Annotated in this window: 18 protein-coding genes; 4 read left to right on the top strand and 14 right to left on the bottom strand. The window is 66.9% G+C overall.

The genetic code is table 11. The features are described 5' to 3' along the window. Window positions 1–124: 124 nt before the first annotated feature. From BLT71_RS19165 to BLT71_RS19120, 10 genes are all read right to left on the bottom strand, one after another. Entirely contained in the window at window positions 125–700 is a 576-nt protein-coding gene (locus BLT71_RS19165) for a GNAT family N-acetyltransferase (protein WP_091723388.1), read from the bottom strand. Window positions 701–927: 227 nt separating this feature from the next. Next, window positions 928–1,407 carry a thioredoxin-dependent thiol peroxidase gene (gene bcp / locus BLT71_RS19160; protein ID WP_091723386.1) on the bottom strand — a complete coding sequence of 160 codons (480 nt, stop codon included), beginning with the start codon at window positions 1,405–1,407 and terminating at the stop codon, window positions 928–930. A gap of 126 nt (window positions 1,408–1,533) precedes the next feature. Further along, entirely contained in the window at window positions 1,534–3,045 is a 1,512-nt protein-coding gene (locus BLT71_RS19155; protein WP_091723384.1) for a CotH kinase family protein, read from the bottom strand. 353 nt (window positions 3,046–3,398) lie between these two features. Beyond that, entirely contained in the window at window positions 3,399–3,896 is a 498-nt protein-coding gene (gene bcp, locus BLT71_RS19150; RefSeq protein WP_091723383.1) for a thioredoxin-dependent thiol peroxidase, read from the bottom strand. 19 nt (window positions 3,897–3,915) lie between these two features. After that, on the bottom strand, window positions 3,916–4,683 hold the full coding sequence (locus BLT71_RS19145) for a winged helix-turn-helix domain-containing protein (RefSeq protein ID WP_091723382.1): 768 nt from the start codon (window positions 4,681–4,683) through the stop codon (window positions 3,916–3,918). A 105-nt stretch (window positions 4,684–4,788) separates the two neighbouring features. Further along, a complete protein-coding gene (gene allB, locus BLT71_RS19140) occupies window positions 4,789–6,132 on the bottom strand; it encodes an allantoinase AllB (RefSeq protein ID WP_056080894.1) in 1,344 nt (447 codons plus the stop codon). Then, the gene (locus tag BLT71_RS19135; RefSeq protein WP_091723380.1) at window positions 6,125–7,321 is read right to left on the bottom strand and encodes a glycerate kinase; all 1,197 of its coding nucleotides are present in this window, start codon (window positions 7,319–7,321) and stop codon (window positions 6,125–6,127) included. The genes allB and BLT71_RS19135 overlap by 8 nt, the downstream gene beginning before the upstream one ends. Window positions 7,322–7,323: 2 nt before the next feature. Further along, window positions 7,324–9,114 (bottom strand): glyoxylate carboligase, encoded by a 1,791-nt coding sequence (gene gcl, locus BLT71_RS19130; RefSeq protein ID WP_091723378.1) that lies wholly within the window; start codon window positions 9,112–9,114, stop codon window positions 7,324–7,326. A gap of 176 nt (window positions 9,115–9,290) precedes the next feature. Beyond that, a complete protein-coding gene (locus BLT71_RS19125; protein ID WP_407681225.1) occupies window positions 9,291–10,313 on the bottom strand; it encodes a 2-hydroxy-3-oxopropionate reductase in 1,023 nt (340 codons plus the stop codon). Continuing rightward, window positions 10,202–11,002, bottom strand: coding sequence for a hydroxypyruvate isomerase family protein (locus tag BLT71_RS19120; protein ID WP_091723375.1), 801 nt, complete (start codon window positions 11,000–11,002; stop codon window positions 10,202–10,204). Before BLT71_RS19120 ends, BLT71_RS19125 begins: the two co-directional genes overlap by 112 nt. 285 nt (window positions 11,003–11,287) lie before the next feature. Between BLT71_RS19120 and BLT71_RS19115 the strand changes: the two genes are divergently transcribed. Next, window positions 11,288–12,340, top strand: coding sequence for a DUF808 domain-containing protein (locus BLT71_RS19115; RefSeq protein WP_091723373.1), 1,053 nt, complete (start codon window positions 11,288–11,290; stop codon window positions 12,338–12,340). Window positions 12,341–12,444: 104 nt separating this feature from the next. On the opposite strand, the gene BLT71_RS19110 is transcribed toward BLT71_RS19115, so the two are convergent. Next, window positions 12,445–13,734: an MFS transporter gene (locus BLT71_RS19110; RefSeq protein ID WP_091723371.1), complete on the bottom strand. Its 1,290-nt coding sequence runs from the start codon at window positions 13,732–13,734 to the stop codon at window positions 12,445–12,447. A 73-nt stretch (window positions 13,735–13,807) separates the two neighbouring features. Next, window positions 13,808–15,052 (bottom strand): M20 metallopeptidase family protein, encoded by a 1,245-nt coding sequence (locus BLT71_RS19105; protein WP_091723370.1) that lies wholly within the window; start codon window positions 15,050–15,052, stop codon window positions 13,808–13,810. Window positions 15,053–15,189: 137 nt separating this feature from the next. On the opposite strand from BLT71_RS19105, the gene BLT71_RS19100 reads away from it, so the two are divergent. Beyond that, window positions 15,190–16,212, top strand: a complete 1,023-nt coding sequence (locus BLT71_RS19100) for an Lrp/AsnC family transcriptional regulator (RefSeq protein WP_091724203.1) — start codon at window positions 15,190–15,192, stop codon at window positions 16,210–16,212. 101 nt (window positions 16,213–16,313) lie between these two features. On the opposite strand, the gene BLT71_RS19095 is transcribed toward BLT71_RS19100, so the two are convergent. Continuing rightward, on the bottom strand, window positions 16,314–16,802 hold the full coding sequence (locus BLT71_RS19095; RefSeq protein WP_091723368.1) for a hypothetical protein: 489 nt from the start codon (window positions 16,800–16,802) through the stop codon (window positions 16,314–16,316). A 519-nt stretch (window positions 16,803–17,321) separates the two neighbouring features. Here BLT71_RS19095 and BLT71_RS19090 point away from each other — a divergent pair. Beyond that, window positions 17,322–17,690, top strand: a complete 369-nt coding sequence (locus tag BLT71_RS19090) for a cupin domain-containing protein (RefSeq protein ID WP_231994373.1) — start codon at window positions 17,322–17,324, stop codon at window positions 17,688–17,690. Window positions 17,691–17,712: 22 nt separating this feature from the next. Here the strand turns inward: BLT71_RS19090 and BLT71_RS19085 are convergent, their stop codons facing one another. Next, window positions 17,713–18,660 carry a hypothetical protein gene (locus tag BLT71_RS19085; protein ID WP_091723365.1) on the bottom strand — a complete coding sequence of 316 codons (948 nt, stop codon included), beginning with the start codon at window positions 18,658–18,660 and terminating at the stop codon, window positions 17,713–17,715. A gap of 335 nt (window positions 18,661–18,995) precedes the next feature. Here BLT71_RS19085 and BLT71_RS19080 point away from each other — a divergent pair, with 335 nt between their 5' ends. Further along, window positions 18,996–19,886 carry a Rieske 2Fe-2S domain-containing protein gene (locus tag BLT71_RS19080; RefSeq protein ID WP_091723363.1) on the top strand — a complete coding sequence of 297 codons (891 nt, stop codon included), beginning with the start codon at window positions 18,996–18,998 and terminating at the stop codon, window positions 19,884–19,886. Window positions 19,887–19,890: the final 4 nt, after the last annotated feature.

Raw genomic sequence — 19,890 nt, 5'->3', positions numbered from 1 at the left:
ATCAGCTTACGGCCGGGCATCGATCCACCGGCCCGGGCTCACTGCCGTGCCTGCCACCGCCATGCCTGCCACCGCCTGGGCTGTCAGCGCCGGGGCCCACCGCATAGCTCACTGTGCGGGGCCGCTACTGAGCCAGGTCCAGCCGCATCAGCACCCGCGGAAAGCCATTGAGCACGGACTCAGTGTCCGCGGCCTTCGTGAAACCGGCGTCCTCGAAGAGCTTCCGAGTGCCCACGTAGGCCATGGTGAGGCCCACTTTCTGCCCGGCGTTGTCCACCGGATAGCCTTCGACGGCGGGTGCTCCGTAGGTCCGTGCGAGGTCCACGGCTCCCGCCAGCAGGGCGTGCGAGATTCCGTTGCCGCGATGCCCTGGCCGGACCCGGATGCACCAGATGGACCACACCTCCCGGGCGTCCACGTGCGGGATCCGCCGGTTGGTGGCGAAACCCGTGTCCGCGCGGGGGTGGACCGCTGCCCACCCAACCGGCTCGCCGCCGTCGTACGCCAAAATTCCCGGCGGAGGATCCTCCGCCACCAGCTTTTTCACGAACTCCCCGCGCTCAGTTCCGTGAAGCTGCTGGTTCTGCTTCGACGGGATGCGGTAGCTCAGGCACCAACACACGTTCGCATCCGGCCGCTTGGGGCCCACGAGGGTTTTGACGTCCGCGAAATCGGTGGCCGGACGGATTTCGATCGCCATGCCGCCATCCTGTCACCGGCCGGGGGGTGCGGCAACGGTTCCGCGGGCGCTTCCGCTTCCTGGCACCGCATCCGTGACCGAACAACCGCACCGCCGAACAACCCCACCGCCGCCCGCCAACGCCGCCCGCCAACGAAGAACGCCCCCGCACTTTCCGCGCGGAGGCGTTCTTTCGATGACAGGTTCCCAGTAGCGGCTGCCGTAGACGCGTTACCCGTCAGCGGAAACTAGAGTCCCAGGGCTTCCTTCAGCCGGGCCACGTGGCCGTCGGCCTTCACCTGGTACTGGGCCAGGACCACCTTGCCCTCGGTGTCCACCACAACAGTGGAACGGACGATGCCCTCGACGATCTCGCCGTTGACCAGCTTCTCGCCCCAGGCGCCATAGGCGAGGGCGACGGCGTGGTCCTGGTCGGAGAGCAGCGGGAAGGTGAGGGAGAAGTCGCCGCTGAAGCCGGCAAGGGCTTCCTGGGCGTCGGGGGAGACGCCGACCACCTCGTACCCCTGGCCCTGCAGCGCGCCCAGGCTGTCGCGGAAATCGCAGGCTTCGGTGGTGCAGCCGGGGGTTGCGGCCTTGGGGTAGAAGTACACAATGACATTTTTGCCACGGTAATCGGCCAGGGAGATTTCCCGGCCCTGGGCATCCCGCAGGGTGAAGTCGGGAGCCGGGGTTCCGGGCTGAAGCTTGGTGGTCAAGGTCTGGCTCATGGCGTTCCTTTGGAGATTCGGTCAATAATGGCCAACATCAAGTGAAGCGGTTTTCCGCTATCAGCAACAACTCCGCCGTCACACCCGGTATTCCGCCACCCCTGCCGCGGACGCCTTTCCGGCTGCCTAAACCTGGTCCTTAAGCGCGTCAGTGCGTTGCTGGATGAAAGTGCGCAGGGTCTGCGTTTCACCAGCCAGTTCCTCGGCGGTGAGCCCGTCGCTGAGGGGTACGACGGCGGCAATTGAGTCGAGGAGGCTGGCCGCGGTTCCGCTGGCGTACAGCTGCGCGTAAAGATCCGCGTAGGCGGCGTCATACACTGACTGGAAGGCCTCCGAAGTCAGGAACCTTTCCTTCAGTTCGTTGCCGCCCCGGCCTCCTCCACCGGCTGCAGCCCCCGCGGCCGCTCCGGCTCCTGGACCCGTTCCGCCCGCTGCTCCTGCCGTGCCGTCAGCGTCCGCTGCGGCTCCCGCAAAAGGTGCCCACCCGCCGTCGTCCGTTCCGGGAGGCTGCATGCCGCCTCCCGCACCCTGATTCCCTGCGCCGCCACCGCCGCCACCGCCGATGGACAGCTGCGCCTCGGGCGATGCCGTGGCGTCGCCGGTCATGGCGAGGTTGAGGTCCCAGGAAATGACGGAGATCTTCTTGGTGTCCAGGCTGTACCAGAGGTAGTAGTTCTGGCCGGGCCCGGCCATGTCGTCGCCGTTGACCAGCAGGTTCATCGTAGCGGTGTAGCGGGCGAAGGACTCCACATCCACGCGCTCCGCCAGGCCGGCGTCGAATTCCTCGTCGGTGGCTTCGGACAGCCACTTGAGGAAGTCGACGATGGGCTGGACTGTCTCGCTGTCCCCGTTGTTGAGCTGCTTGAACTGGTCCTCGTAGGTGGCCAGGTCGTCGCCTTGGTAGGTGAAGCTGGAGTCGGCATCGGCTTTGTAGAGGACTCCCGGGGTATCGAACAGGGAGTCGGCGTAGTCCTCATCGGGGTTTTCCACCAGCAGCCGGGTCTGGGTGGGGCTGCCGTTCACCGAGTAGGTGGTGTAGGCGTACCTCTGCGTGGCCTGACCGCTGGCCCCCGTGAGGGCAAGGGCCAGCGCCTCATTCAGGACGGGGGAGCCGGGGCGCAACGACACCTCGCCCAGCCCCTGGTAGGTCTGGCCGTCCACGTACTTGTCGAAACGGATCAGCAGGGGCAAGGACTCTGGAACGTCGGAGGAGATCCTGGACGACGCCGCGTTCCCGCCCATCCCGCCGCCACCCGCGCCGTTGCCGCTCAGGCTCCGAAGCGTGGAGTTGCCCTTGAGCCGCACGCCCACGTTGGACACGGTGGTGCCGTCGATGGTGATGTCCGCGGCGATCCAGTCTTTCGACCCGTCGGCCTCATAGGCAGCGATCATCGCGGCGTAGTCGTCCTCGTTCCACGTGACGCTGACGGTGTGGGAGGCGCCCTCCGTGAAAAGGGTGGAGTCCGGCGTCGTGGTGTCCGTGGTGCCGTTGCCGGCATCCACTCCCGCGCTGGCTGACGCTGCGGACGTGGCCTGCGTGCCGGAAGACTCCGCGCCGGCCCCAACACCGCACCCGGTCAGGGCAAGGGCTACCGCCAGGGCGGAGGAGGAAAGGATGGCACCGGGGAAACGTCGCATGGGTCCTGCTTCAGGCTCGGGGATCTGTTCCATCCACGTTCCCGGGCACAGCTGTGCCGTTGCTGTGCTGGTGCCATGCGGCCGGTATGCAAACCGGATGCGCCATCAGACAGCGTCCCCAAACCCGGGTCTAAAGTGCCCCAACTGATGGCGCAACCATCCGACGGGCGCCACGAGTGAGCGGGCGTTTGGGGTTTGGGCGCCACGAGTGAGCGGGCGTTTGGGGTTTGGGCGCCACGAGTGAGCGGGCGTTTGGGGTTTGGGCGCCACGAGTGAGCGGGCGTTTGGGGTTTGGGCGCCACGAGTGAGCGGGCGTTTGGGGTTTGGGCGCCACGAGTGAGCGGGCGTTTGGGCTAGAGGCCGAGTTCTTCCCGCAGCGCCGCGACGTGGCCCTGGGCCTCCACCTGGTACTGCGCGAGGACGGTACGGCCGTCCGGCCCGACCACCACAGTGGAGCGCAGGACGCCTTCGAGGATCTCGCCGTTGACCAGCTTCTCGCCCCAGGCTCCGTACGCCCGGGCCACGGCGTGGTCCTGGTCCGAAAGCAGCGGGAACGTCAGGGCGTGGTCTGCGGTGAAGCCGGCCAGGGCTTCCGGGGCGTCGGGGGAGATGCCGAGGACCTCGTAGCCGTGGCCCTGCAGCGAGGCCAGGTTGTCGCGGAAGTCGCACGCTTCGGTGGTGCAGCCGGGGGTGGCGGCCTTCGGATAGAAATACACGATCACGTTCCGGCCCTGGAAAGACTCGAGCGATACGGGGTTCCCTGCGGCGTCCGGAAGCGTGAAGGTCGGTGCGGGGCTGCCGGGCTGGAGCCGGGCAGTAAAGGGCGCGGTGTTGTTGGGCGCGGTGGTCATGCTGCTCCTCGGTGGGGTTTCAGATGGAGTATTCGGCGGGCCCGCGCACGGTGGCGTGCGGGCCGGGGATGAACTGGTAACCGCCGCCTCGGACGGTTGCCACGGCGTGGCGGGCGTTGCCAAGCTTCCGCCGGATCCGGCCCACGTAGACGTCGATGGACCGGGCGGTGGCGCCGGGGTAATTCAGGAACTCCAGGAATTCCTGAAGCTCCTCCCGGCTGACGGTGCGGGACAGGTGGGTGACCAGGAACCGCAGAACCTTATATTCGACGCCGGTCAGGGAGACCGGCACGCCATCCAGGAGGACGGTATCGGCGGCGAGGTCCACGGCCACGGTGCTGACGGGCCCGGCCGACGGCGGCAGGTAGGCAGCGTCGTCGACTGCGCTGCCTGCCGTCCCGGCTTCCACCGCAGCAGCCGCCGCAGCAGTCCCGGCAGCGTTGCCGCCGGCCTTATCCGTTGGATGGCCGGTTGGATCACCGGTTGGATCACCCGATGAATCACGGGCTGAAGCGCCGGGGTCCTCCGCCGTGGAGGGAGTGCGGGAGGAGTGGTCTGTGGCTCCCTCCCCGGCGGAGGCCCCGGACATGGGGGCTCCGGCGGCAGGCCAGTGGACTTCCGCCTCCGGAGCAGTCTGCAGGGCACGGGCGAGCACCAGTTCGGCGGCCCGGGCCAGGATTTCGGGGCTGGTTCCTTCTTCCGGCACCACCCAGACGGCCAGGCCGCGGGCCACAGCTTTGGGCTGGACCGCCCGCGGGGGCTGGCCTGAACGAGGGGGCTGTGTCATGGAAGGCTCCGCCATTTGCCGGCTGTGGGGCATCCGCGGGCGGGAAGGCATCCCCGAAGGGAAAGCCGCCCGTGGATGGTGTGCTTCCACTGCCATGGCGCGTCCCTAGACGCCGCCGCGGCGGATCAGCTTGCCCGTGGGGGTCTGGCCGTCCACCACGGCGCCGCGCAGGAAAGTCTTGCGGACCACGCCTGCCAGGGTCTTGCCGTCGTAAGGCGTGATGGGGTTCTTGTGCTTGAGTTTGGACACGTCAACCACGAAGGCCTCATCCGGGGCGAAGACCGCGAAGTCGGCGTCGTAGCCCAGGGCCAGCTGCCCCTTGTTGGTGAGGCGGGCCAGGTTGGCGGGCTTCTCCGCCATCCAGGACACCACCTGCTCCAGCGGGATGCCGCGGTGCCGGGCTTCGCTCCAGATCAGGGAGAGGCCCAGCTGCAGCGACGAGACTCCGCCCCAGGCCACGGCAAAGTCGCCGTTTTCCAGGTCCTTGAGGTCCAGTGTGGAGGGGGAGTGGTCCGAGACGATGCAGTCGATGGTGCCGTCCTGAAGGCCCTGCCACAGCAGCTCCCGGTTGGAGGCCTCGCGGATGGGCGGGCAGCACTTGTACGCGGTGGCGCCGTCAGGGATTTCCTCGGCCATGAGGGTCAGGTAGTGCGGGCACGTCTCCACGGTGAGCTTGACGCCGTCGCGCTTTGCCGAGGCGATCATGGGCAGCGCGTCCGACGACGAGAGGTGCAGGATGTGCGCGCGGGCACCGGTCCAGCGGGCCCGTTCGATGACCTCGGCGATGGCCTTGTTCTCGGCGCCGCGGGGGCGGGAGGCCAGGAAGGTTTCGTAGTGGTCGCCGCCGGGGTGCGGTGCCCGGTCGATGGCGTGCGAGTCCTCGGCGTGGACGATCATGAGCGAGTCGAAGGACTTCAGCTCGGCCATGTCCTCTTCCATCTCGTCCGCGTCCAGGTGCGGGAACTCGTCCACGCCGGAGTGGAGGAGGAAGCACTTGAAGCCGAACACGCCGTCGTCGTGCAGCGGGCGCAGGTCCGCCTTGTTGCCGGGGATCGCGCCGCCCCAGAACCCGACGTCGATAAACGCCTGGTCCTCGGCCACCTCGCGCTTGAGCTTGAGGTTGGCCACGGTGGTGGTGGGCGGGACGGAGTTCAGCGGCATGTCGATGATGGTGGTGACGCCGCCTGCTGCTGCGGCGCGGGTGGCGGAGGCGAAGCCTTCCCACTCGGTGCGGCCGGGCTCGTTGACGTGGACGTGGGTGTCCACCAGTCCCGGGAGCAGGGTTTCGTCGTCAGCCAGTTCGATGATCTCGGTGCCGGCCAGGCCGTTGCCCAGCGGCTCGATGGCGACGATCTTGCCGCCGCGGACGCCCACTTCGCGCGGGGCGATGCCGGCGGTGGTGAGGATGCGCTGGCCCCGGATGACCAGGTCAAAACGTTCTTCAGACACGGAGGTCCTCCTTTGTACTTGCAGCGTTGGCGGGCCGTCCGGCCGCCAGCCGCTTGCTGATCTGGGTGCCCAGCTGCTCCAGAAGCTCGCCAGCCTCTGATATGCACCTGTTTACATCGGTTTCGAGTTCGGTCAAAGCGTAGACGTCTTCGAATCCCGCGGCGGCGGCCTGGCTGTGCTCCAGGGTGGTCCGCCCGCACACCGCGATGACGGGGATGCCCCGTGCTGCTGCGGCCCTGGCAACGCCCATGGGGGTCTTGCCGAGCAGGCTCTGTTCGTCCAGGCTGCCTTCGCCGGTGATCACCAGGTCGGCACCGGCCAACCGGTCCGCCAGTTCCGTGAATTCGAGGACGACGTCGATTCCCGGCCGCCGCGTTGCGGCCAGGGCTGCGATGGCGGCGTAGCCCACGCCGCCGGCTGCTCCGGCTCCGGGAGCCTCGGCGGCCTTGACGGCGCGGAATCCGATTTCCCTGGCCAGGACTTCGACAAACCTGGCCAGGGCGGCGTCGAGCATGCCGACGTCTTGTGGTGTGGCACCCTTTTGCGGGCCGAAAACCGCCGCGGCGCCCTGGGCGCCCAGCAGGGGGTTGTCGACGTCGGATGCCAGCACGAAGCGGGTGTCCACCAGGCGGGGTTCAAAGTGGGTGAAGTCGATGCTGTGCAGGTTGGCCAGCGCCGCACCCCCGGGGGGGAGTTCGTTGTTGCGGCTGTCCAGGAACCTGGCGCCGAGGCCCTGCAGGAGCCCAGCACCGCCGTCGGTATTCGCGCTGCCCCCAACGCCCAGCACGATGCGGCGGCAACCCGCGTCCAGCGCGGCACGGATGAGCTGCCCGGTGCCCAGGCTGGTGGCCGTGGTGGCATCCGCCGAGGCGGGCCGGCCGCCGTCCTGTACGCGGGGGACCAGCGCCAGCCCGGATGCTGTGGCCATTTCGATGACGGCGTCGTGGCCCCGGACGGCGAACTCGGTTTCCACCGGCTGCCCGGTGGGCCCGGCCACCGTGGCCGTGCGCCGGGTGAAGCCGGAGCCGACGGCGGCGTCGAGGGTGCCCTCGCCGCCGTCGGCCACCGGAATCCGGAGGACATCCAGGTTCCCGCCTGCTCCGCGCTGCAGGCCCTTTTCCAGGAACCTGCACACCTCCGGGGCGGACAGGGATCCCTTGAACTTGTCCGGGGCAATCACGATCCGCATGGTTACGCCTGCAGTGCCAGGATGGCGGTGGGGGCGTCAGCGGCGGACTCGGCCAGTTCCTCGAACTCGTTGACGGCGTTGATTTCCACACCCATGGAGATGTTGGTGACCTTTTCCAGGATCACTTCCACCACCACGGGAACCTGGAACTCGCCCATCAGGGCCTTGGCCTTGTCGAACGCGGCGCCCAGGTCGTTGGGGTCCTCCACGCGGACGGCCTTGCAGCCCAGGCCCTCGGCCACCTTCAGGTGGTCCACGCCGTAGCCGCGGGTCTCTTCGGACAGGTGCGAGCTGTTGATGTTCTCGAACGCCAGGGAGACGTTCTGCTCCATCTTGAAGCCGCGCTGGGACTGGCGGATCAGGCCCAGGTAGGAGTTGTTCACCACCACGTGGATGTACGGCAGGTTGAACTGCGCACCCACGGCCAGTTCCTCGATCATGAACTGGAAGTCGTAGTCGCCGGAGAGCGCCACCACGGTCTGGTCCGGGTTGGAGCGGGCGACGCCGAGGGCTGCCGGGGCGGTCCAGCCCAGGGGGCCTGCCTGGCCGGCGTTGATCCACTTGCGCGGGCCGAAGACGTGCAGCATCTGCGCGCCGGCGATCTGGGACAGGCCGATGGTGGACACGTAGGTGGTGTCGCGCCCGAAGGACTTGTTCATCTCCTCGTACACGCGCTGCGGCTTGATGGGGATGTTCTCGAAGTGGGTCTTTCGGTGCAGCGAGGCCTTGCGGTCCTGGCATTCGGCAACCCAGGCGCTGTAGTCCGGCAGGGAACCGGCAGCAGCCCGTTCCTTGGCGAGCTCAACGAGCCCTGCCAGCGCCGCGCCGGCGTCGGACGCGATGCCCAGGTCCGGCGAGAACACGCGGCCGATCTGCGTGGGCTCGATGTCGATGTGCACGAACTTGCGGCCGGCCGTGTAGGTCTCCAGGCCGCCGGTGTGGCGGTTGGCCCAGCGGTTGCCGATGCCGATCACGAAGTCGCTCTGCAGGTAGTTCTCGTTGCCATAGCGGTGGCTGGTCTGCAGGCCCACCATGCCGGCCATCAGCTGGTGGTCGTCCGGGATGGTGCCCCAGCCCATCAGGGTGGGGATGACGGGAACGTTGAGGGTCTCGGCCAGCTCCACCAGCTGCGCGGAGGCGCCGGCGTTGATGATGCCGCCGCCGGCCACGATCAGCGGGTGCTTGGCGGCGAGCAGCATGTCCAGGGCCTTTTCCAGCTGCTTGCGGGAGGCCTTGGGCTTTTCGACGGGCAGGGGCTCGTAGGTGTCGATGTCGAACTCGATCTCGGCCATCTGCACGTCGATGGGCAGGTCCAGCAGGACGGGGCCGGGGCGGCCGGAGCGCATCAGCTGGAAGGCCTTCTGGAAGGCGCCGGGCACCTGGCCGGGTTCCAGGATGGTCATGGCCATCTTGGTGACGGGTTTGGCGATGGACTCGATGTCCACAGCCTGGAAGTCTTCCTTGTGCAGCTTGGCCACCGGTGCCTGGCCGGTGATGCAGAGCATGGGGATGGAATCTGCCCAGGCGGCGTACAGGCCGGTGATCATGTCGGTGCCGGCGGGGCCCGAGGTGCCGATGCAAATGCCGATGTTGCCGTCCTTGGCGCGGCTGAAGCCGTCGGCCATGTGGCTGGCGCCTTCAACGTGGCGGGCCAGCGTGTGGCGGATGCCGCCGTGGGCGCGCATTGCGGAGTAGAAGGGGTTGATGGCAGCGCCTGGCAGGCCGAACGCCTCGATGGCGCCTTCCTTTTCCAGGATGGCCACCGCTGCATCAACGGTACGCATCTTGCTCATGGTGTGCTCCTTGTTGTGCCCCTTGGGAGGGCGAAGTCTGGGTGTTTTTGGGTGTGCTGAGGGAAGGCCCGGCGGTCGCGGGGCGCTTTGGGGAGGGCCGCCGTCGTAATGGACGACGGCGGCCGGCGTGTCCGTGTCGAAGTGCCCCGTTTTGGCGGGGCTGCTTCAGGCCTGGGTTACTTGCGGCCGCTGAGCTGGAGGACCTGCTTGAAGAGTCCGGAGTGGTCCAGCGCGCCGTCGCCCTGGTTGACGGTGGCGGCGACGAGCTGTGCGACGACGGCGCCGAGGGGGACGGCGACGTTGGCTTCGCGGGCGGCGGCGGTGACGATGCCCAGGTCCTTGTGGTGGAGGGCGAGGCGGAAGCCGGGATCGAAGTTGCGGTCCAGCATTTTCTGGCCCTTCTGGTCCAGGACCTTGGAGCCGGCCAGGCCGCCGCCGAGGACCTTGAGGGCGGCGTCGGTGTCCACGCCGTAGGCCTCAAGGAAAGCGATGGCTTCGCCGAGGACCTCGATGTTGACGGCCACGATCAGCTGGTTTGCAGCCTTGACGGTCTGGCCGGAGCCGGAGGGGCCCACGTGGACGATGGTCTTGCCGACGGCGTTCAGGACGTCCTGGGCATCGTCGAAGTCTGCCTTCTCGCCGCCCACCATGATGGAGAGCACGGCGTCGATGGCGCCCTGCTCGCCGCCGGAGACCGGGGCGTCGAGGGGGCGGATGCCGGCTTCGCGGGCGTCATCGGAAAGGCGCTTGGCGACGTCGGGGCGGATGCTGGAGGCGTCGATCCACAGGGTGCCCTGCTTGGCGTTGGCGAAGACGCCGTCCTTGCCGCTGACTACGCCCTCAACGTCGGGGGAGTCCGGCACCATGGTGATGACGACGTCGGCATCCTTGACGGCGTCCGCGATGCTCGAGGCGCCCTGGCCGCCCTCGGAGACCAGCTTGTCGATCTTGTCCTGGCTGCGGTTGAACCCGGTGACGGTGTGGCCGGCTTTGACCAGGTTGATGGCCATGGGCAGGCCCATGATTCCGAGTCCGATGACTGCAACGTTGCTCATGATGGTTCTCTTTCTGGAAAGTCTGCGGGGGATTACTTGGCGGCGTGTTCGCGGATGGCCCAGCTGAAGGCCGTTTCCTGCGGTTCCTTGTACTCGAGGCCGATGTAGCCGTCGTAGCCGAGTTCGCGGCTGCGGGCGATCCATTCGCCCAGCGGGAGTGTGCCGGTGCCGGGTGCGCCGCGGCCGGGGTTGTCCGCGATCTGGATGTGGCCGAAGTCCTTGGCGTGGTTTTCGATGACCGATTCGACGTCGTCGCCGTTGACTGCCAGGTGGTAGAAGTCGGCGAGGAGCTTGATGTTCCCGACGCCGGCTTCCGCCTTGACGCGGGCGATGACCCTGAGTGCGTCGTCGGCGGTGAGGAGCGGGTACCTGGGTGCGCCGCTGACGGGTTCGAGGAGGACGGTGCCGCCGATGCGGGCCACGCCTTCAGCTGCTGCCACGAGGTTCCTGACGGCGAGTTCGTCCTGCTCTTCGGGGGTGAATTCGTCCTGCCGGTTGCCGTAGAGGGCGTTGAAGGCCGTGCAACCGAGGCGCTCGCCGATGCCGGCCACCACGTCGATGTTGTCCTTGAACTCGGAGCAGCGTCCCTTCCAGGAGACCAGGCCGCGGTCACCGCCGGGCATGTTGCCGGCGTTGAAGTTCAGGCCGGTGAGCTGCACACCCGCGTCCGTGATGGCGTTCTCGAACTTGGCGATCTCGCTGTCGGCAGGGACTGAGGTCTCGAAGGGCCACCAGAACTCGACGGCGTCGAAGCCTGCTGCCTTGGCCGCCGCGGGGCGCTCGAGCAGGGGCAGTTCCGTGAGGAGGATGGAGCAGTTCACTGTGTACGTCATCGTAGGTCCTTCCGAGGGAGGGGCTTTGATCTATCTTCCCTTGCGGTCAGCGTGGGGACCGTCGCCGGTTCTTTGCTTTATTCCGCTTTGTGGAATTTAGATTCTGCTTTATGAAAAGTGTAGGGAAGTGTGGGGCATGGAGTCAAGGGGGCGGGATGGTGTGAGGGGCCACGGCAGCCGCATGTCCGGCGGCCCGCCAACATATACTCCGAACATGCCAACCACGCGCCTCAGCCGAGACACCCAAGTGACGCCACCAGCCCCCACACGATCCGGGGCGGAGCTGTGAGCGGCGGACTCGTCGCCCTGCTCGACGACATTGCGGCCCTGGCGCGTATCGCAGCGGCCTCGGTGGACGACGTCGCAGCCGGGGCAGCCAAGGCCGGTGCGAAGGCGGCGGGCGTGGTCATCGACGACGCTGCCGTCACCCCGCAGTACGTCTCCGGGGCCGACCCGTCCCGCGAGCTGCCGATGATCAAGAAGATCTTCTGGGGTTCGCTGCGCAACAAGCTCCTGATCATCCTGCCCGCGCTGCTCCTGATCAGTGCCTTCATCCCGTGGACCATTCCGTTCATCCTGATGCTCGGCGGCACCTACCTCTGCTACGAGGGTGCGGAGAAGGTGTGGCACAAGCTCCGCGGCCACCACTCAGCGGATGAGGATTCGCCTGCCGTTGACCGGGGTCCCGAGGCGGAGTCCAAAGTGGTCAAGGGCGCCATCACCACCGACTTCATCCTGTCCTGCGAGATCATGGTGATCGCCATGAACGAGGTCCCCGATGCCTCCCTGTGGGTGCGGGCGCTCATCCTCATCGTCGTCGCGATTGTGATCACCGTGGCCGTCTACGGCGCCGTGGCGCTCATCGTCAAGATGGACGACGTCGGCATGCACCTGGCCGCGAAGGATTCCGCGGGCTCCCAGCGCTTCGGCGAGCTCCTGGTCCGGGGGATGCCCGCAGTGCTCGGCGCCATCACCTTCATCGGAACCATCGCCATGCTCTGGGTGGGCGGCCACATCATGCTGCAGGGAACGCATGATCTCGGCTGGCACACCCTGTACGACCTGGTCCATGCCCTCGAGCACCCGTTCGCCGGCTTCGCGGTAGTGGGCGGCTTCCTGGCCTGGCTGGTGAACACCCTGTGTTCCGCAGTGCTGGGTGTCATCTGGGGAACCATCGTGATGGCTGTGGTGACGCCGCTGCTCAAGGCGCTGCCGTCCAACAAGGCCAAGGCTAATGAAGACCATGGTCACGGTCACGCAGACAGTGCCGCGGCGGACGGCAACCACGCCGCCGCAGCCCAGCCGCCGGCGAAGAACGACGGCGGAACGGCCTCCTAGCCGCAGCGCACCGATGCAGGTGCGAACGAAAAGAGAACAACGACGGCGGGCTCCGCACCAGATCAGGTGCGGAGCCCGCCGTCGTCGGTGAAGCCTGTGCGGCCCTAGTGCGTGAGGTCCTTGCCCTTCGTCTCAGGGATGCTGAAGACGAATGCGGCGCTGATGACCAGCAGCACCACCGCGTAGACATTGAACACCTGGGGTGCCCCGAGTGAGGTACCCAGCCACTGCTGCAGGTAGGGTGCGGTGCCGCCGAACACTGCCACGCAGATGGAGTACGGGACGCCCACGCCAACGGTGCGGATCGAGGTCGGGAACAGCTCGGCGTAGACGGCGGGAACGATGGCGGCGCTCGCAGCGATGAAAATCAGCATGACGGACATCGATACCGCCAGCTGCCACGCGGAATCCTTCAGCAGCCAGGTCATCGGGAAGTGGAACACCGCAGAGCCGATGGCGCCGGCCCACAGCACCTTCTTGCGGCCGATGCGGTCCGAGAGCTTGCCCCAGACGGGAAGGGCGGCAATGAACACGATGTTGGCAACCACGCCGGCCCACAGGGCTTCGCCGCGGTCGATCTTCAGCGCGGTGGTGGCGTAGCTCGGTGCCACGACGCCCCAGATGTAGTAGATCACCGTCAGGCCGACGGTCAGCCCGATCACCTGCAGGGCCTGCTTGCGGTACTGGACAACCTGCGGCCAGATCGGGGCACGCTTCTCCGTCTTTGACTCGCCCTCAAACGCCTCGGTCTCGTGCAGCCGTGACCGCATGATCAGCGCGTACAGGCCCATCGCGGCGCCCAGCAGGAACGGGATCCGCCAGCCCCAGGCATTCATGGCCTCGGCAGTCATTGTCATGTTCAGGACTGCGCCCAGCAGGGTGCCGAACAGGATGCCTACGGTTCCCGACGTGTAGATGAGGGTGGCCCAGAATCCGCGGTGCTCCTTGGGGGCCATCTCGGACAGGTACGTCTGCGACGACGGGAGCTCGCCGCCGTGCGCCAGGCCCTGGACCAGCCGGGCCACCAGGAGCATCAGGGATGCCCAGGCGCCGACGGCGGCGAAGGTGGGCGCAACGCCGATCATCAGGCTGCCCAGGGAGGCGAGGCCGACGGCGAGGGTCATGGACGCTTTGCGGCCCACCCTGTCTCCGATCCAGCCGAAGAGGAAGCCGCCGAACGGGCGTGCCACGAAGCCGACGGCGAAGATCGCCAGGGTGGACAGCACGGCCGAAGCCGGGTCCTGCTTGCTGAACAACTGGCTGGCGATGAACGGGGTGAAAGTGGCGTAGATGGCCCAGTCGTACCATTCGACGGCGTTGCCGATGCCGGTGCCGACGACGGTCTTGGCGGTGGACATGCGTCCAGTCTGCTGCTTGGTTACTGCAATGGACATGGTGGCTTCCTGGTGGTCGGTTCGGGTGGTGGTGCCGGGCAGCGGCGCTGCTGCCGGCTGTGAATCTTGTCGGCTATGAAGCTGCGGCGAGGGTGGCCAGCCGCGAGATGGCGAGCTGGGCGTAGAGCGCGGCTCCATCAGCCAGCACGCCGTCGTCGAACGTTGCGTAGGGGGAGTGGTTGAACGGTGAGGCGGCATGGTCCGCCCCGGGAGCGACTGCGCTGAGCCCGATAAAGGTTCCGGGGACCTCGGCCAGCACCCGGGAGAAGTCCTCGGAACCGCTGAGCGGGGTGGCCCACCGGGCCAGCCGGCGCTCGCCGAAGAGGTTGCCGATGACTTTCTCGGCGGTGTGCGTTTCGTCCTCGTTGGTGATGGTGAGCGGGTACTCCTGCAGGTAGTCGACGGCGACCTCCACCCCGTGTGCGGCGGCGATCCCCTTGAGCAGGCGCGGCACTGCCTCCATCATCTTCACGCGGGACGCTTCGGAGAACGTCCGGATGGTGGCCTCGATGCGGGCCGACTCCGGGATGACGTTCCGTTTGGTGCCGGCATGCAGCACGCCCACGGACAGGACCACGGGATCGAACATGTTGAACTGCCGGGTGACCATCACCTGCAGGGCGGTCACCATTTCCGCTGCCACCGTCACGGGGTCCTTGGCCGAGTGCGGTGCCGAACCGTGGCCGCCGGCGCCCAGCACGGTGACCTCCAGCCCGTCCGAGGCGCTGAGCATGACGCCCGGCTTGGTGCAGAACGTGCCGTGCGGCTCCAACGAGGAGAACACGTGCATGCCGTAGGCCGCCTGGACGCGGGGGCCGGCGGCGTCCAGGACACCTTCGCGGAGCATGTAGCTGGCGCCGTCGAAACCTTCCTCGCCCGGCTGGAACATGAGGACGACGTCGCCGGCCAGCTGGTGCTGCTTCTCGGCCAGGAGGGTGGCGGCTCCGGCCAGCATGGACGTGTGCAGGTCGTGGCCGCAGGCGTGCATGGCGCCCTCGGCCTGGGAGGTGAAGTCCACCCCGGTCTTCTCCTGGACGGGAAGGCCGTCCATGTCCGCACGGAGCAGGACCGCGGGCCGCTGCGCGGCGGGCTCCTGTGGACCTCCGTCTTCACCGCGGCCGGCTCCTCCGCGCAGCACCGCTGTCACCGACGTCGTGTCCTTGCCCAAGGTGATTTCGAAAGGGAGGCCGTCCAATGCCTTGAGGACCTTCTCCTGGGTCCGGGGAAGTTGGAGACCGATTTCCGGTTGCCGGTGCAGGTCGTGGCGCAGGCGGACCAGGTCTTCCTGCAGGTCCTTGGCATCGGTGGTAATCGTCATTCCAGCTCCTCGGCGTCGGTCAGTCCTTCTCGTCGACTATTCTGGAGTGGCGTGGTTCACATTCGCGTTCAGCGCAGGAAATATGCTGCACGAACGGGTTTTCCCCACGATTCATGCACTACGAAGAAGGCGATCCCATGGAGCTCAGCGAGGAGGATCTTGCCCTGATCCAGGTCCTGCAGACCTCACCGAGGTTGGGCTGGGCTGATGCGGCCAAAGTACTGGACGTTCACGCCACCACCCTCGCGGCCCGGTGGGAGCGGCTGAAATCCAGTGGTACCGCCTGGGTGACGGCCCACCTGGCGGGTGATCCGCAGCAGATGCTCCTGGCCTTCGTGGCCGTTGACTGCGAGATGAACCAGCGGGAAGCCGTGACCGCGCAGCTCACCGCCATTCCGGAGATCGTCACCGTCGAGGAAGCCGCGAGCCACCGGGACCTCATGCTTACGGTGATCACCAAAACACTTGAGGAGTTCAGCGAGAAGGTGGTGGCCCGGCTCAAGGCCATCGACGGGCTGACCAAGTACCAGACCGCGCTGTGCACCCGGCTGCACAGCAGCGGTGATGCCTGGCGGCTCAACATTCTCGACAAATCACAGCAGGCGACGCTGCGGACGCTCGGAAACCAGGCCGCGTCCGGCGGCAGCCCTGCGGCGGCCCAGCTTCCTGCCAGCCACCTGGATTTGCTTCCCTACCTGGCGCGGGACGGCAGGGCCACCGCAGCGGAGATTGCCCGCGGCCTGGGACGTCAGCCTGCCACGGTGCAGCGGCAGCTCAACCGGGTGCTGGGCAGCGGCATCCTGCTGTTCCGCTGCGAGGTGGCCCAGGGGCTGTCCTCCTACCCCGTGACCTGCCAGTGGTTCGCCAATGTGCCGGCAGGCCGGCACGAGGAAGCAGCGGCAGCCATCCGCACCATCAGTAACGTCAGGCTCAGTGCCTCCACCACCGGGCCCACGAACTTCGTGATCATCATGTGGCTGCATTCCCTGGCCGATGTCATGACGGCGGAACTGACGCTGCAGCAAAAGGTCCCCGGCATCGACCTGGTGGAGAGCGTGGTCATGCTCAGCACCGTCAAACGCGTGGGCTGGCTGCTGAACCGGGATACGACGGCGAGTGGCGCCGTCGTCCATGCCGGCGGCCTGGAGATGGCCGGCTGAGGCACGTCCCCGGCGGCCGGTGCGGGCGGCGGTGACAGAGGTGAGCCAGGGGCTTGGCCCCTGGCTCGGGTGCGGGTAGATCCCTAACGGTTCACTTAGCCCTAGCGGTGTACGTCAGCTACCGGGCTCTTTTCCCACCGGGTCCAGTCGGACCAGTGTCCCCTGTCGTCCCTCACGCGGAAGGAGACGATGTGGTAAACCTCTTCGCCACCCCTGCGGTCAAGGTTCGGCACCCGGTCAACGCTGTGGAGGGTCCTGGCGCCGTCGTGCCGGTTGAAGTGCTCGTAGAAGTAGGAGCCGCCCAGGAAGTCGTCGCTGTGACGCGGGCCGCGCTCGTCCTCATAGCGCAGCTGGCGGATCTGGACGGTCCGCTCGCCATAACAGTCGACCTTGATCTTGAAGTCGACTCTGTTGCCGCGCAGGTCGGTCGGCGCCAGGGGGTCCACGGTACAACCGCTTCTGTGGTTGTCGTTGGCCTGGGCCGGTGTGGCCACTGCCGCCGCGCCTCCAAGGAGGCCCAGCGTGAGAGCTGGAACCAGCGCCATTTTTGCCCTGATGGACCGGGTTTTGAGTGTTGGAGTGATTGACATTTTATTGCTCCTGGAAAGGATGCGTTTTCCCATTTGCGCAGGGTGCGAGTGTCCCTGCGAAGGCAGCGCTGAGCGCGCGACCGGGCAAGTCGCGATTGACCAGTGTGGCGGCCGCAGCCTGCCTGTCCCATTTCAAACAGCACGCCCGACTAAGCGGGGGGCTTGACTCCCCGGAGTTTGTGTTCCGGTCATTAAAGCGTGGACCCGAACACTGTCATATTCCATATGCCGAAGTACCTTTTTGGCTGGTTTTTACGGTCCGCTCAGGGAGCCGCTCAGGGTGACGCAGCTGCCAGGAATTTTCCATTGACTTCAGGTCCGGCAGGGTTACGGTAAGAGGTAACCAGCTGTCTGGCAAATGGGCATGCGCCGGGGGCAAAGGCGCATGCGGCGATAGGTCTCGATCTCCACAAAACCGCTTCATCGGTATCCAATACATGGCCCGCTCCACAGTGGGCTTCCATCCCCTGATCCACAGAATGTGTTCCGGTGACCGCTAATTTCATCAGAGCTCTGGCAGTGAAATCACTTGATCTTCCGGACCGGAAGCGCTGCCCGGACAAGGCCGAGTTCGACCTTGTCACCGTTGACGACTACACCGTGGCCCGCCTGATCCTCGCCCCTGGCTGGCGCTGGTCGGAATCCGCCAAGCCCGCAGAGCTGACGGCCTTCTGCGAGCATCACCACCTGGGGTACTGCATCTCAGGCCGGCTCGATATCGAAACGTCCGACGGCGGGTCCTCGTCAATCCACGCACACGATACCTACGCGCTCCCTCCCGGGCATGACGAGTGGGTGGTGGGCGACGAGCCGTTCGTCGCCGTCGAATTCCTTGGCGCTGCATCCTTCGGGCGGCCGCGAAGCTACGGCATGCATGCGCTGATGTAGGTCCGTCAGGTTCGAGCCGGGTTCACTCCTGCGCTGCGGGGGTTGCGTGCCTGCGGCGCACTTCCAGGGCGCCTGCTCCCACGAGTCCGATGCCCAGTGCCAGCGCCACGGTCGGTCCGCCTCCGCCGCCAGGCCCCAGGGTGGCTGCGAGGATCTGGCGGGCCAGGAGGCCCATCTCGCTGACGTCGCCCAAAGAGCCGCGAGTACCCAGCACGTAATTGATGCTGGTGAAGAGCGCAGGAACAAGCCACAGCAGCAGAAGGTTGGCAGCCCACACCAGAAGGCGTACGAATGGCCGCACCCCACACCAGGCAAGGGCCAGCCCCACCACAACGGCCGGAAGCCAGCGCCAGGCAAGCGTCAGGGGAATGGGAACACCTTGCGGGCCCGCCAAGTAGGTGGCAGCGGCGGCCAGCCAGGAAGCAGCCGGGACAGCCATCAGTCCGATTCCCAAGGCTGCCACAGGCTTGGAGCGTGCAGCCAGCATAAGCAAGGCCACTGCAGCCGCCGCGATGGCGGTCAGTGTGCCCGCCAGCAGCCCTGTGAAGTAGATGGTGGCCATCGAACCCCCAAGCAGGCCAGCACCCAGCACGGCGAACGCCTGCAGTACGGCGATGCCCTGGACAAGTGCCATACCTGCCACAGCGAAGCCCGATGCAAGTCCACGCCGGGCCGGCCTCCACACCCGCACAGCCAAGCCGGCCAGGGCACCACCCAGCGTCAGTAGCGCCACGATGGTGGTGGTTTGGTACTGGCTGAGGGGAAGGAACGCCACCGGCATCGCCTCCGGCAAAACCTCGGCCGCCCACAGGTTCTGCAAAGGCAACCGCGCCCCGGTAACCAGCCACGGGACCAACCCGAGGAGGGCGGACAGGATGCCCAACAGCAGGGCGATAGCTGCTTCTGCCGCAGCACCGCGGGCGGGCGTAGTGGCCGGGGCGGATGCAGCGTCCGGTGGGGGAAATTTCACGGCGGGCCTTTGATTGCGGATTCGCTTCCCACCGGCTGGTGGAAGAAAGCCAAGATCGATATTCTACATCGTCTGGATTAAAGCCTTCTCGGGGTGTGCCCGGACTGCCTCAGGCAGCCGTACCGCCCGCGCTGGTCGCGCTGCCCGCGGTGACGACGGTCGCCGCGGCGCCGGCATCCAGCCAAGTCTGCTTTCCCCTGCCCGTGTCCGGCTGCAATCCTGCGTTCGTTCAGCCAGGACTGCCATGGCCGTTTCCGGCCCTATTGAACAGCAGGGTTCCCCGCTATGCTCTGGGTGCATCGACTGCATACGAGATTTCGGGGTAAGGGAGTTCCATGAAACCGCTGCCTGCGCTTGAGCTAGTAACCCGCTTTGAGGACGCCGAATGGCTTGATCCAGTGGCCAAGAGCGTGCGGAAGGCAGTCAAGAAAATCATCCCGCCCGGCTGGATGCGCGACGTCCTGCACGGCGTCCCCGTGGGACACCCCGTGCACCCGCTGGCCGTTCAGGTCCCCATGGGCGCGTGGATATCGGCCGCAGTTCTCGACGCTGTTCCCGGGACCGAGCAGGCGGCAAAGATCCTGGTGGGTGTGGGCGCCCTGAGCGCCGTTCCGTCGGCCGTGGCCGGATTCACGGACTGGACGCAGTTGCATCCCCAGCAGCAGCGCGTGGGGCTGATCCATGCGGCAGCCAACATTGCGGCTACAACCCTGTACTCGGCATCGTTGGTCCAGCGCGCCAGGGGCAGCCACTCGAGCGGCAAGGTGCTGGGCTACCTGGGCCTCGCCGTGGTGAGCGGCGGAGGCTTCCTTGGCGGCCATCTGACGTACCGGCAGGCAGCCGGCGTGAACCACAGCGAAGAGATTCCGCACCGGTTCCCATCGGGGTGGCATGCCCTGGCGCCGCTTGCGGAATTGCCCGACGGAAAGCTCGACAAGCGCGTGGTCGCCGGGCTGAACCTGCTTGTCTTCCGCGAAGGGGACAGCGTCAGCGTGCTCTCCGACGTTTGCAGCCACCTCTCCGGCCCGCTGCACGAGGGCAAGCTGAAGAGCTCCAACCTTGCGGACGACGGCGGCCCCTGCGTCGTCTGCCCCTGGCACCGGAGCACGTTCTCCCTCCGGACCGGCGAAGTTGTTGCAGGTCCGGCCACAGCGAGACAGCCGCGGTTCGACACCCGCATCACCGATGGCATTGTGGAGGTCAGCCTTCCCGGAGCGGATGGGTAAGAAC

The sequence above is a fragment of the Pseudarthrobacter equi genome, from assembly GCF_900105535.1.
Classification (GTDB): Bacteria; Actinomycetota; Actinomycetes; order Actinomycetales; family Micrococcaceae; genus Arthrobacter; species Arthrobacter equi.
Note: the sequence above shows the minus strand (reverse complement) of the source record. Positions and strands in the feature narration are given on the sequence as shown.